Origin of the sequence: Nitrosomonas sp., from assembly GCF_020852615.1 — a bacterium.
Classification (GTDB): Bacteria; Pseudomonadota; Gammaproteobacteria; order Burkholderiales; family Nitrosomonadaceae; genus Nitrosomonas.
This window is the reverse complement of record NZ_JADZAJ010000013.1, coordinates 38,425-52,003: the sequence shown is the minus strand read 5'-3', so window position 1 is coordinate 52,003 and position 13,579 is coordinate 38,425. Positions and strand designations below refer to the sequence as shown.

At 48.7% G+C, this 13,579-nt stretch carries 12 protein-coding genes; all 12 read left to right on the top strand.

Annotation, left to right across the window (positions count from 1 at the left end; genetic code table 11):
* The first annotated feature begins 198 nt into the window (after positions 1-198).
* The 12 genes from IT527_RS02535 to bamA all read left to right on the top strand — a co-directional run bounded on the left by IT527_RS02535 (position 199) and on the right by bamA (position 13,562).
* Entirely contained in the window at positions 199-2,244 is a 2,046-nt protein-coding gene (locus tag IT527_RS02535) for a TonB-dependent receptor (protein ID WP_292966103.1), read from the top strand.
* Positions 2,245-2,452: 208 nt separating this feature from the next.
* A complete protein-coding gene (locus IT527_RS02530; RefSeq protein WP_292966100.1) occupies positions 2,453-2,764 on the top strand; it encodes a cytochrome c in 312 nt (103 codons plus the stop codon).
* A 122-nt stretch (positions 2,765-2,886) separates the two neighbouring features.
* Positions 2,887-3,573: a fumarate/nitrate reduction transcriptional regulator Fnr gene (fnr, locus tag IT527_RS02525; RefSeq protein WP_292966097.1), complete on the top strand. Its 687-nt coding sequence runs from the start codon at positions 2,887-2,889 to the stop codon at positions 3,571-3,573.
* 198 nt (positions 3,574-3,771) lie between these two features.
* Complete coding sequence (rpsB, locus tag IT527_RS02520; RefSeq protein ID WP_292966094.1) at positions 3,772-4,527, top strand: 30S ribosomal protein S2; 756 nt, start codon at positions 3,772-3,774, stop codon at positions 4,525-4,527.
* A 68-nt stretch (positions 4,528-4,595) separates the two neighbouring features.
* Positions 4,596-5,480 carry a translation elongation factor Ts gene (tsf, locus tag IT527_RS02515; protein ID WP_292966092.1) on the top strand — a complete coding sequence of 295 codons (885 nt, stop codon included), beginning with the start codon at positions 4,596-4,598 and terminating at the stop codon, positions 5,478-5,480.
* Positions 5,481-5,627: 147 nt separating this feature from the next.
* The gene (gene pyrH, locus IT527_RS02510) at positions 5,628-6,341 is read left to right on the top strand and encodes a UMP kinase (RefSeq protein ID WP_292966090.1); all 714 of its coding nucleotides are present in this window, start codon (positions 5,628-5,630) and stop codon (positions 6,339-6,341) included.
* Between the two features lie 100 nt (positions 6,342-6,441).
* The gene (gene frr, locus IT527_RS02505; protein ID WP_292966088.1) at positions 6,442-6,999 is read left to right on the top strand and encodes a ribosome recycling factor; all 558 of its coding nucleotides are present in this window, start codon (positions 6,442-6,444) and stop codon (positions 6,997-6,999) included.
* Positions 7,000-7,002: 3 nt separating this feature from the next.
* Positions 7,003-7,794 (top strand): polyprenyl diphosphate synthase, encoded by a 792-nt coding sequence (gene uppS / locus IT527_RS02500; protein WP_292966085.1) that lies wholly within the window; start codon positions 7,003-7,005, stop codon positions 7,792-7,794.
* Positions 7,795-7,828: 34 nt separating this feature from the next.
* On the top strand, positions 7,829-8,656 hold the full coding sequence (locus IT527_RS02495) for a phosphatidate cytidylyltransferase (RefSeq protein WP_292966083.1): 828 nt from the start codon (positions 7,829-7,831) through the stop codon (positions 8,654-8,656).
* Entirely contained in the window at positions 8,653-9,891 is a 1,239-nt protein-coding gene (gene ispC, locus IT527_RS02490) for a 1-deoxy-D-xylulose-5-phosphate reductoisomerase (protein WP_292966080.1), read from the top strand. Before IT527_RS02495 ends, ispC begins: the two co-directional genes overlap by 4 nt.
* 24 nt (positions 9,892-9,915) lie before the next feature.
* Complete coding sequence (gene rseP / locus IT527_RS02485; protein WP_292966077.1) at positions 9,916-11,283, top strand: RIP metalloprotease RseP; 1,368 nt, start codon at positions 9,916-9,918, stop codon at positions 11,281-11,283.
* Positions 11,284-11,285: 2 nt separating this feature from the next.
* Positions 11,286-13,562, top strand: a complete 2,277-nt coding sequence (gene bamA, locus IT527_RS02480; RefSeq protein ID WP_292966230.1) for an outer membrane protein assembly factor BamA — start codon at positions 11,286-11,288, stop codon at positions 13,560-13,562.
* Positions 13,563-13,579: the final 17 nt, after the last annotated feature.

The window sequence follows — 13,579 nt, the reverse complement described above, 5'->3', positions numbered from 1 at the left end:
TTGCCAGACTTATAATTGCAACAATGTTGCAATTTCGGATTTTCTGTATGTGCCTGTCAACTGCTGTCCATTTACTCTGAATGAGAGTACTTGTGCAGCATTCTTTCCTTTTACGTCATGACGATCATCTGATATCAAGACAGGTAATTAAGTATTGATCCGCAAGAATAACGATAAATAAAAAATAAATATAATTGTTTGAAAGTAAATGAAATTTTATCTGGGTTGATGATCTTCATGGGGTTGTCATCTGGTGCCTGTGCTCAAGAGAAGGTGAGCAATCCGGTACATGAACCCGGGGCCGCTGACCCTGTATCGCTTAAACCCGTCATTATTACGGCTGATCCTTTGCGTGGAGCGCAGACAGATGTAACCCGCCCCGTATTGATTCTGTCGCGAGATCGCTTACAGGCGCGCGATTTACGCAGTATGGGTGAAGCGGTTTCTCAGGAACCTGGAGTCTCTTCCAGTGATTTTGGGCCGGCAGTCGGCCGTCCGGTGATTCGTGGTCTGGGAGGAGCGCGGGTGCGGGTGCTGGAAGATGGTATCGGCACGATGGATGTTTCCACAGTTAGCCCCGATCATGCCGTAGCTGCCGAGGTGCTGTTTGCCGATCAGATCGAAATTTTTCGTGGATCTTCAGCACTGCTTTATGGTTCCGGTGCCAGCGGCGGGGTGGTAAATATTGTTAACCGGCGGATACCTGAGCAGGTGCCGGAAGAAGCGGGTGGAGATTTATATGGTCATTACAGCTCGGTTGCAGATAATTTAACCGGTGCGTTTCGGCTGAATACAGGAGCAGGGCGTTTTGCCTGGCATCTGGAGGGGATGCAGCGACGTGCAGGGGATTACTCAATTCCCGGTTTTGCACAAACGCAGCCCGGACCGGGTGCAAAAAAAGGAAGAGTTGAGAACAGCGATGTCCGGACAAAAAATTTTTCCAGTGGTTTGTCCTATATCGGCGAACAGGGATTTTTAGGTGTCGCGGTCAGCCGCTTTATCAATCATTATGGTGTGCCTGGAAATGAGGAAAAGACGCGGATCAGGCAAAAGCAAACCCGTTTTGATCTCAAGGGCGCGCTGGATCACCCTTTGCCGGGATTGCAGAAAATAAAACTGCGCGGGGGATATAACAATCATGCGCACAGGGAATCAGGCGATGAAGAGGACGAAACATTGCTGATGAACCGCGAATGGGATGGTCGATTTGAGGTATTACACCAGCCATTAGGTAATTGGGAGGGAGTACTGGGACTGCAGTACCAGAATCGTAATTTTTTCAGCACAGGGGGAGAAACTTTTGTGCCTGATGCTCACATGGATTCGCTGGGAATGTTTCTGCTGGAGAAACGGAATATCGGGCGCTGGCTTGTCGAGATGGGAGGGCGCTTTGAGCAGCAATGGACAGAACGCAGAGAGGATGGTTTCAAAACCGGCCATGGTGTATTCAGTGTTTCAGGGGGGATAACCTGGAAATTCATTGAAGGTTACTCATTGAGATACAGTATTTCTCATACTGTGCGTGCGCCGGCACTGGAAGAACTGTATTCCAGCGGACCGCATCCGGCCACGAATTCATTTGAAATTGGAAAAACCACCCTTTTAAACGAGAAAACCAGTGGCGCTGATTTATCCCTGAGCAGGCAGGAAGGGGATCTGGACTGGACGCTCAACCTGTTTGCCAATCGGGTTAATAATTTCATATTTCTGCGCGAATCGGATCTGACAGGTGACGGGCTGCCGGATCGTGTCAGTATCAGGGGCATCCCGGATCAGAATGGTTTGCTGTTACTTAATTATGAACAACGTAACGCCAGTTTTCTCGGGGCTGAGTTTGAAACGACTGCCCATCTGCTGCATGACCATCATGGCAGGCTGGATGTGCGGTTATGGGCTGATTACGTGCGTGGGCGGTTATCGGGAGGAGGGTATCTGCCGCGTATGACACCGCTCCGTTTTGGAAGTGCGTTCGATTATGTCCGTGGCCCATGGCGAGGCCGGGTCGATGTAATGCGGGTGCATAAACAGACAGATACCGCTCCGCTCGAAACGGATACTGCCGGCTATACCATGCTGAATGTGCAGCTGGATTACCGGTTTGACCGTGGCAGGATAAATTACAACCTGTTTATGCGAGGGGCCAATTTACTGAATGAAGAGGCGAGGCGCCACACCTCTTTCCTGAAGGATCAGGCGCCATTACCCGGCCGATCCGGTTTGGCAGGAGTGCGGATAAATTTTTAGAATTGACTGACTGCCGGTTTTTTGTCTGCAGGAATGGGCTGATGATCTGTTAAATTTCATTATTCTTGTTTGTCATCAATTCGATACAGTGGTAAGTATGCTAAACTCAGGCCGCTGTTTGCGTGCCTGCGGTTCCTGTTCTGATATGGCGCCTGACTGCTTTTTTTGTTCTCTTCGGAAGTGCCGTTATCTGATGGATGCTATAAAAATGAAACTTGCTTTGTTCACCATGTTTTTGGGCTGTTTGCTGTTTGCGCTGGGTGGTTGCTCCAGAAAAAGTGATTACACACCCCCATCTGGTGCTACGGGTGAGAAAATTTTCAAAGGAGCATGTGTGCAATGTCATACACCCGTGGGTGGTAAGGTAATGATATTAAAACCGGAGATGGCAAATAAGGAGGCCATTACTGAACGTATAAAAAATGGAAAAGGATTTGGAATGCCTGCTTTCCCGAATCTGTCGGGGGATGCAGTACAAAATCTGGTGGAATATGTGTTGGAGAACAGCGCTGCCAGATAGCCGGGGTTAAATCAAAATTTCCAGAGGCAATCGTGCCCAAAATTCCTGATGAAGTAGGAGTTGTTTTGCATAACTGCGTGATACCCGGTCATTCCGCTGCTTCACAGCAAAAATCCGGCTGTATGACCTGCAGCCTTCGTGAGCTATGTTTGCCGGTAGGGCTGACCGATGAGGAAATAGAGTATCTGGGTAATTTGATCAACCACAAGTTCAAAGTGCGGCGAGGAGAGTTTCTGCTGCATGCCGGGTCTGATTTCAAATCTCTGTATGCAGTAAAAAATGGTTCATTCAAGACGTGTATCCTCAAAATGGACGGGCGTCAGCAGGTGACCGGTTTTTATATGACAGGCGAGTTGCTTGGGCTGGATGCAATCAGTCCGGAAAAACATACGTGCGACACAATTGCACTGGATGACAGTGAGGTTTGTGAGGTGCCTTTCAGAAAACTTGAAGAAATCGGGTGCAGTATCCCTTCGCTGATGAGTCAGTTTCACAAGATCATGAGCCGTGAAATTGTGCAGGACAGGGGGGTGATGATGCTTTTGGGCAGTATGCGGGCGGATGAGCGGCTGGCTGCATTTTTGCTTAATCTTTCCACCCGGTTTGCCAGGCGGGGATATTCATCAACCGACTTTGTACTGCGGGCAACGAGAGAGGATATTGGCAGTTATCTGGGGCTCAAACTGGAGACAGTCAGCCGATCGTTTTCCAAATTGCAAGAGGAGGGGCTTATTACAGTAAGTAACAAACATGTTACCTTGCACGATCTGGATAAATTAAATCATCGAATTGGAAATTCAATGGGCTGACCATGCCGCATAGCGGCTTTTTTGAGTGCAGAGCGGGTCGTGCTATAATCGCGCGCGGTTTGGGCAGCAGTTTCCTGAACCCGGGATTTTTTATTACATTTACTTTTTTATAACGAAACTAATAACGCGCACTTATCAAAATAGGGTGTCTTCGTAAGAAGTATATCGATAAGCTGCGGTTAACCCTAAGGAGAATACATGTCAGTTACGATGCGGCAAATGTTGGAAGCGGGTGTTCATTTTGGTCATCAGACTCGTTTCTGGAACCCGAAAATGGCTCCGTATATTTTCGGTCAGCGCAATAAAATTCATATTATCAATCTTGAACATACATTCGTAATGTTCAGAGAGGCGCTGGATTACGCCCGTAAGCTGACAGCAAACAAGGGAACAATACTTTTCGTCGGGACTAAACGTCAGGCCCGTGACATCGTTAAAGAAGAGGCGATCCGATGTGGTGCTCCCTACGTGAGTCAGCGCTGGCTGGGTGGAATGCTGACCAACTTCAAGACGATCAGACAGTCAATCAAACGCCTGCAGGATATGGAGAAAATGGCGCAGGACGGGACGCTGAACAAGCTTACGAAAAAAGAAGCGCTTGATTTTCAGCGTGAGCTGGAGAAACTGAATAACAGCCTCGGGGGCATCAAGGATATGAAAGGTTTGCCAGATGCCATATTTGTGATTGATGTAGGTTATCAGAAAGGCGCTATTGTGGAGGCAAGCAAGCTGGGTATTCCGGTTGCAGGCGTGGTGGATACCAACCACAGTCCGGCAGGTGTTCGTTATGTGGTGCCGGGCAATGACGATTCCAGTCAGGCAATACGGCTTTATGCGCGTGCAATGGCGGATGCCATTCTGGAAGGGCGTAATCAGTCTGTCCAGGAAATTATCGAAATGGGTAAACCTGACGAGGAAATTATGTCAGGCAAAGATCAGTCAACCGGTGCTTGAGTAATTTTTTTTGCTGTTGATTGAAAAGAGTATTTGGAATTTTTGTGTTAATTTGATTTGGAGTCAAAATGGCGGAGATTACCGCAGGTATGGTTAAAGCGCTGCGCGAGCTTACCGGTCTTGGCATGATGGAGTGCAAGAAGGCTTTGACTGAAGCGGATGGGGATATGAAGGCAGCTGAGGATTTGCTGCGAATCAGAAGTGGAGCCAAGGCAAGTAAGGCAGCTGGCCGTATTGCTGCAGAAGGGGTGATTAGCGGGTTTGTTACCGCTGACGGGAAGCAGGGAGCATTGGTGGAAGTTAACTGTGAAACTGATTTTGTTGCCAAGAATGAGGATTTTGTCAGCTTTGCCGGCAATCTGGCAAAGCTGATGGCAGGCAAAAACATATCAGATACGGCATTACTGCCGGATATGCCCATGGCTGACGGAGAAACGGTTGAATCTGTCCGCAAGGCACTGGTCATGAAGCTGGGTGAGAATATCAGTATCAGGCGCGGGATCAGTTACCAGACGAAAGATCAGCTCGCTATGTATCTGCACGGGAGCAGGATTGGCGTAATGATCGACTACACTGGCGGTGATGAGGTTCTGGGCAAGGATCTGGCCATGCATATCGCGGCCAGTAAACCTGTGTGCGTGTCTGGTGACCAGGTGTCTGCTGATGCGCTGGAGCGCGAGCGTCAGATATTTACAGCCCAGGCGGCTGAAAGTGGCAAACCGGCCAATATCATTGAAAAGATGGTGGAGGGGCGCATTGCCAAGTATCTGGCAGAGGTTACCCTGCTTGGACAGCCTTTTGTTAAAGATCCGGACCAGACTGTGGAGAAATTGCTGAAAGCAAAATCTGCCAGGGTTAGCGGGTTTTCGTTATATGTCGTGGGAGAAGGGATCGAGAAGAAATCCGACGATTTTGCTGCTGAGGTTATGGCACAGGTAAACCAGTCCAAATAAAGAAGATTTTCCAGAGATTGTTCTGGCAGGCTGTATTCAGGAATAAGAGTTAATCGTTCTGATCGGATTAGCTCTTATTTAATATCAAAAACAGCCGGCCAGTTTTCAGAATTTTAAGAGATACCTACCCTCTGTTCACGGGCATATATGCCAGTCGTTTATAAGCGTATTTTATTGAAGTTGTCGGGTGAAGCCCTGATGGGTGAAGGTCACTATGGCATAGATCGTGCTGTGGTCGAGAGTATTGTTGTTGAGATTGCAGGTGTATTGCAGCTCGGGGTGGAAGTTGCCATTGTGGTTGGAGGAGGCAATATCTTTCGTGGTATGAAGTCTGCGGGAGATGGAATGGATCGTGTAACGGCAGATTATATGGGGATGCTCGCCACTACGATGAATGCCCTGGCTCTGCATGACGCAATGAGACAAAATGGAATTGTTTCGCGAGTGCAATCAGCTTTACGGATAGATCAGGTTGTCGAGCCTTATGTCCGTGGCAAGGCTTTGCGTTATCTGGGTGAGCGTAAAGTAGTCGTGTTTGCTGCGGGAACAGGGAATCCTTTCTTTACCACCGATACGGCCGCTGCTTTACGTGGTATGGAGATGAATGCCAATATTGTGCTCAAAGCGACTAAAGTGGATGGGATTTATACCAGCGATCCACTCAAGGACAAGAATGCACAGCGTTTTCAGAGCCTGACTTTCGATGAAGCGATCAGTAAAAACCTGCAGGTAATGGATGCTACTGCGCTGACCCTGTGTCGGGATCAGAAGCTTCCCATCAATGTATTCAGTATTTTCAAGACCGGGGCACTCAAACGGGTTATCATGGGGGAGGATGAAGGGACCTCGGTGTCTGTTTGAATTCCGGGGTACTTGCTTTATGGGAATGGTTTTACAATCGCAGCCGGGGTTACATTAAATGCTGCGAATATACTTCAATATCAATAAACGTATCTGAGACATGATTGCTGATGTAAAAAAATCTGCAGAGCAGAAGATGCAGAAAAGCCTGGATGCACTTAAGATCGATTTCAGTAAGGTAAGAAGCGGACGCCCGCATACGGGGCTGCTGGATCATATAATGGTTGACTATTACGGCACCCCGACCCCGATCAAGCAACTGGCCAATGTGACTCTGGCTGATGCGCGCACCATAGGGGTTATCCCGTGGGATAAAAAAGTATTCCCGGCAATCGAGAAAGCGATACGTGACTCCGATCTTGGTTTGAATCCAATGACAGCAAACGAGATGGTACGGGTACCGATGCCGCCCCTGACAGAGGAAAGGCGTAAGGACTTGACCAAGATAGTCAGGACGGAAGCTGAAACTGCACGTGTGGCGATGAGAAATATCCGGCGTGATGCGAATGCCCATTTAAAAGAGCTGTTAAAGGACAAGCTGATCGCTGAGGATGCAGATCGACGTGCACAGGATGAAATTCAGAAATTAACAGATCGTTATATTGCTGAAGTAGACAAGTTACTTCAGACCAAAGAAGCCGAGCTCATGGCTGTCTAGTTCATGCCTCTGATACCAAGTTCGACACGAGAAATCCCGGAAACGGGTGCGATACCTAAACATATCGCTATCATCATGGATGGTAATGGGCGGTGGGCCAAAAAACGTTTTCTGCCAAGAATAGCGGGGCATACACAAGGTGTTGAAGCAGTACGGGGTACGATCAGGGCCTGCATCGAAAAAGGGGTTTCGTACCTGACAATTTTCGCGTTCAGTAGTGAAAACTGGCGCAGGCCTGCAGAGGAAGTCAGGCTGTTGATGCAGCTGTTTCTTGCTGCGCTTGAACGGGAAATAACCAATCTGCACGAGAACGGGATCCGGTTCAGGGTGATCGGTGATATTTCGAAATTTGATTCCAGAATAATCAGTTTTATTCAGCGCGGTGAGGCACTGACAGCCGAAAATACCCGGTTGAATTTTACCGTGGCCGCGAACTACGGAGGGCGGTGGGATATTATGCAGGCCATTCGCAAAATGATTGCCGAAAATCCGGGCCTGGCTACCAGCTTTGATGAAACTGATATAGCCAGATACCTGGCCATGGCGGGTGCGCCTGAGCCGGATTTGTTTATTCGTACAGGTGGTGAGTGTCGGATCAGTAACTTTTTACTTTGGCAGCTTGCCTATACCGAGTTGTATTTTACCGATACATTATGGCCGGATTTCGATGCTTCGGCGCTTAATCAGGCGATTGCTTCCTATCAGAAACGTGAACGCCGGTTCGGGCGGACAAGTGAGCAGATTGCTGACCGGCAGGGAAATGAAAATGCGATTCTGAACGAAGACAGGGTTTAACCGCCATTATCCAACCAACGGGGCTTGCCCGTCCATGCTTAGTACCCGATTACTTACCGCATTCGTATTATTGTCCGCCTTTCTGGCGGCATTATTTTATCTGCCAGATATTTTCTGGGCTGCATTACTCTTGGGGTTGACGATTGCTGCGACGAGAGAGTGGTGTCGTCTGGGGCAGCTTTCTGTGAATCAGACAGTTCTTTATATGATTTTTACCACTGTGCTGGGGGGGGAGCTGTTATTTGAAGCCAGTGTAGTGTTTTCCAGGAATCCGGCAGATTCTTCTATGGTCTGGTTTTACGGCATATCAGCTGTTTTTTGGCTGCTGGCCGTACCGTTCCAGCTGGCAACGGTCCGATCAATTCATAATCCATGGGCGTTTATGTCAGCCGGCTGGCTGGTTCTGCTGCCGGCATGCCTGTCGCTTTACCAGCTCCGTGCAATAGATCCGCTGTTATTACTTGGGATTATGGGGGTAGTCTGGATTTCTGACAGCGCTGCCTATTTCACCGGACGTTCCTGTGGAAAACATAAACTTGCACCTCGGATCAGTCCGGGAAAAACCTGGGAGGGAGTGGCCGGGGCAGTAGTCAGTGTATTGATTTATGCACTGATCTGGTTTTATTCGGTCAATAAAGGTCAGGCACTGATAGGCTGGCTTATCCCCCTGCTGCTTGTACTTGCTGTGCTGGGAATAGCGGGTGATCTGTATGAATCACTCTTAAAACGGCAAGCGGGTGTCAAGGATAGCGGCAATATACTTCCCGGTCATGGCGGGGTGCTGGATCGTATCGATGCACTGTTACCGGTCCTGCCTGTTGCCACCCTTGCGGCTATCTTATTTTATTCGACTGAATCATGATTAAAACCCGTCATTTGACCATTTTAGGATCGACCGGCAGTATTGGTGAAAGCACGCTGGATGTGGTAGCCAGGCATCCTGATCAGTATCGGGTGGTTGCGTTGACCGCTGACCGGAATGTTGAAAAGATGTTTGAGCAGTGCATGCGATTTCATCCCTCATATGCAGTTATGCTCAATGCCCGGAGTGCTGAACAGCTGGAGGATAAATTGCGGGTGACAGGTCTGGCCACCATTGTACTTTCAGGTATTGAATCACTGGAGAAAGTGGCATCCCTGCCTGAAATTGATACAGTGATGGCTGCAATCGTTGGAGCTGCCGGTATTCGGCCCACGCTTTCTGCCGCTCAATCAGGCAAGCATATTCTTCTGGCTAACAAGGAAACACTGGTAATGGCAGGGAAGGTTTTTATGGATGCCGTCAGGCAGCATCATGCGACTTTATTGCCGATTGACAGTGAACATAATGCAATTTTTCAATCCCTGCCACGTCATTTCAATGGGGATCTGTCTGGCTCAGGGGTGCGCCGGATATTGCTGACAGCTTCGGGCGGACCTTTCCGTACGGCAGATCTGGCAATACTGGAAACAGTAACTCCGGAACAGGCCTGCGCACATCCCAACTGGGTAATGGGCAGGAAAATATCAGTTGACTCAGCCACCATGATGAACAAAGGGCTTGAGGTCATTGAAGCACACTGGCTGTTTAATGCTGATCCTGAGAAAATTCAGGTGGTTATCCACCCGCAGAGTGTCATACATTCAATGGTCGAATATATTGATGGCTCAGTACTTGCCCAGCTTGGTAATCCTGATATGCGTACACCAATCGCTCATGCGCTGAGTTACCCTGAAAGAATGGAGAGCGGTGTGCAATCTCTGGATATGTTCAAAGTGGCACGGCTTGATTTTGAAGAGCCGGATTTCAGGCGATTTCCCTGTCTCGGGCTCGCATATGAAGCACTTGCAGCAGGAGGTAACATGCCTGCAGTGCTGAATGCTGCCAATGAAGTGGCTGTTGAAATTTTTCTGGCTGGCAGGATACCGTTTACTGCAATCCCTGTGATGATTGAGCACGTGATGAAGTCAACTGAAAAACAGGATACTCCCGATCTGGAAAGCGTACTCAGGGCTGACCGGCAGGCACGTGAATCGGCGCACGAATGGCTTTCCAGTAACTTCCGGCAGAATGCGGGGCAGTCAGTAGAGTCACCTTCCTGCAGCATTGGCCAATAAAACAGGTAACGTATTTATTCTGACATGACAGTGCTTTCAACGATTCTTGCCTTTGTAACGGCGCTTGGTTTACTGATAGCCTTCCACGAACTCGGCCATTATCTGGTGGCCCGCTGGTGTGGTGTCAAGGTTTTACGCTTCTCGCTCGGGTTTGGTCGGCCTTTTTTCAAAAAACGGCTTGGTAAAGATCAAACCGAATGGGTCGTTGCGGCGATCCCGCTCGGTGGCTATGTCAAGATGCTGGATGAGCATGAAGAGGAGGTGCCGGTTGAAGAGCTCCCGCGTGCATTTAATCGCCAGTCTGTTTCCAAACGCTTTGCAATTGTGGCAGCGGGACCCGTTGCCAATTTCCTGCTGGCTATTCTGTTGTACTGGTTGCTTTTCATGCTTGGAGTCAATGGCATAAAACCCGTGCTGGGGGAGATCGGGCCAGCGACGCCGGCTGCATCAGCCGGCTTCAGAAGTGGAGATACCATTACCGGAATCAACGATCAGGCAATCACCACCTGGCAGGAAGCACGCCTGCAATTATTGGATAATGCGGTAGATAAAAATGCCGGTGTCAGGATTGCCGTATCTGGCGAAAGCGGGATTACACGCCACCTCAAACTTGATTTGAGCAGCATTGGTCCGGATGAACTTGAAAATGATTTTTTGGGGAAATTAGGGTTGCATGCTTATCAGCCGGTAATTGACCCGGTGATCGGTCAGGTGATGGCAGAAGGGGCGGCTGAGCGTGCAGGCTTTAAGCCCGGTGACAGGATTCTGACAATAAATGGGAAGCAGATTGTGGCTTGGGAAGGTGTCGTGGAAGCCATACGTTCAAGTCCCGGGCATACCCTCTCGATTGAAGTAATGCGGGACGGGCTGGTACTTGGTTTGTCATTACAGCCTGAAGCAGTATCTGAGGGCAATTCCCGAATCGGTAAAGCTGGTATTGCACCAGAAGTCAAACACGAAATCCTGGAGGGGTTACTGGTAAAAACCCGCTACTCTCCGATGGCTGCCCTGAATAAAGCCGTAACTAAAACCTGGGAAATGTCATATTTTACCTTGCGTATGCTTGGCAAGATGGTCACAGGTGATGTTTCACTAAAAAATATCAGCGGGCCAATTACGATCGCAAACTACGCCGGCCAGTCGGCCCAAATGGGGCTGACTGCCTATCTGGGTTTTCTGGCGTTAATCAGCATCAGTCTGGGGGTGTTGAATCTCCTGCCGATCCCGGTTCTGGATGGCGGGCACCTGATGTACTATTTGATCGAACTGGCGAGAGGAGTGCCGTTGTCCGAAAAAATCATGCAAATCGGCCATCAGATTGGGATGGTTCTCCTGATCACACTGATGGTGTACGCAGTCCATAATGATCTGCTTCGTCTGGTTTCTGAATGACCATGAAATTCAGGTTTTTGATATTGCTCTTTTCTCTCTATTCAATGGGATGTATGGCAGAGGAATCTTTCGTGGTTCGGGATATACGGGTGGAGGGTATCCAGCGTACCGAGGCCGGAACAGTGTTCAGTTATCTGCCTGTAAAAGTCGGGGATGTGCTTGACAGTAAAAAAGCCAGTGCAGCAATCAAGGCTTTATACGCAACAGGCTTTTTCAGCGATGTGAAACTGAAATATGAAGGGGATCTGCTGATTGTACAGATTCAGGAACGTCCGGCGATTGCGCAAATCAGTATCAATGGCGCCAAGGAGTTCGATAAGGAAAAACTGAAGGAAGGCTTGAAACAGGCGGGTTTATCAGAATCCCGTATTTTCAGCCGCTCCCTGCTGGAAAAGGCGGAACAGGAGCTGAAGCGCCAATACATCAGCCGCGGCAAGTATGCCGTTAAAATTACCACGACAACAACTCCGCTGGAGCGTAACCGTATTGGTATCAATTTTGATATTAAGGAAGGCAAAACAGCCCGCATCAAACAAATTAATATTGTTGGCAACCACATTTTTCCCGAAGAGGACCTGATCGGTTTATTCAGCCTTAAAACGCCGGGGTTTATGACCTGGTTTACCAAGGATGATCAGTATTCAAAGCAAAAATTATCGGCAGATCTTGAGACGCTGCGCTCTTATTATCTTGACCGGGGGTACCTGGAATTTAATATCGAATCTACACAGGTTTCGATTACACCGGATATGAAAGATATTTATATTACGGTCAACATTACCGAAGGCCCTCAATATACGGTATCTGATATTAAACTGGCCGGTGAACTGCTGGTCCCGGAAGAAGAGCTGCGTAAACTGATCAAACTTGAGCCGGGCGGAATATTTGTTCGCGAGAAACTGACTGAATCAATCAAGCTGATCAGCGATCGGCTGGGGAATGATGGTTACGCATTTGCCAATGTGAACGCTTCACCTGAACTGGATAAGGAGACCCGTAAGACGGCATTTACTTTCTTTATTGATCCGGGGCGCCGGGTCTATGTCAGACGTATTAATATCAGTGGTAATGAGCGTACCCGGGATGAGGTGATTCGCCGTGAATTCCGGCAAATGGAGGGAGCCTGGCACTCGACCGAACAGATCAACCGTTCCAGACAACGGGTAGACAGACTGGATTTTTTTACCAGTGTGAATGTTGAAACGCCCCCAGTTGCCGATGTGCCGGATCAGGTGGATATCAATGTCAATGTGGCTGAGAAACCAACCGGGGCAATCATGTTTGGTGCCGGTTATTCGGATCGTGAAGGGATCATTCTGAACGGATCAATCGCCCAGAACAATATTCTGGGGACCGGTAACTTTCTGAGCTTACAGGTAAATACCGGTAGCGTTAACAAGGTTATTTCTGCTTCGTTCAATAATCCCTACTATACGATTAACGGGATAAGCCTCGGTCTGGAAGCATTCAAACGTGATATCAACACCCGTTCATTGAGCAGTGTGGGTATGTTCAATACTGATACAACCGGTGCCAATATACGGTTTGGTATTCCCGTCGCTGAAAATGATATCGTTTCTCTGGGGCTGGGGGCTGAACATACTGTCATTCACTTGCGTGATGACAGCCCGCAGCGTTTTAGAGATTTCGTTGACCAGTTTGGTAAATCTTCCAATAACCTTCCCATCACCCTGAGCTGGGCACGTGATCGCCGTGACAGTGCTATCTGGACAACATCCGGGCTGACACAGCGGCTGTTTGGTGAATTTGGCCTGCCGGTCGGCGATTTGAAGTATTACAAAATCAGCTATGAGCAGCGCTGGTTCTTTCCTGTTACCAAGATGTTTACGCTGATGCTGAATGGTGAAGTGGGGGTTGGAGACGGCTATTCCGGCAGACAGCTCCCATTCTTTAAAAATTTCTTTGCCGGTGGTTTCAACTCGGTTCGCGGATATAACATCAATACGCTTGGCCCGCGTGACAGCGATAACAGGGTACTCGGTGGCAGTAAACGTATCGTGGGTAATATCGAACTGCTTTTCCCGGTACCTTTCATGAAGGAAGATAAATCGGTTCGTCTGAGCGCGTTTGCGGATGGAGGAACAATTGTTAATTCATTCTCCGGACTGGGGTTTGATGATTTTCGCTATTCTGCAGGATTGGCGGCTACTTGGATTTCACCCATGGGGCCACTTAAATTCAGCGTTGCGCAGCCACTCAATAATCAGTCGGGTGATAAGCTGCAACGCTTCCAGTTTCAGTTTGGCCAAACATTCTGATTGGGCCGGGAAGTTGA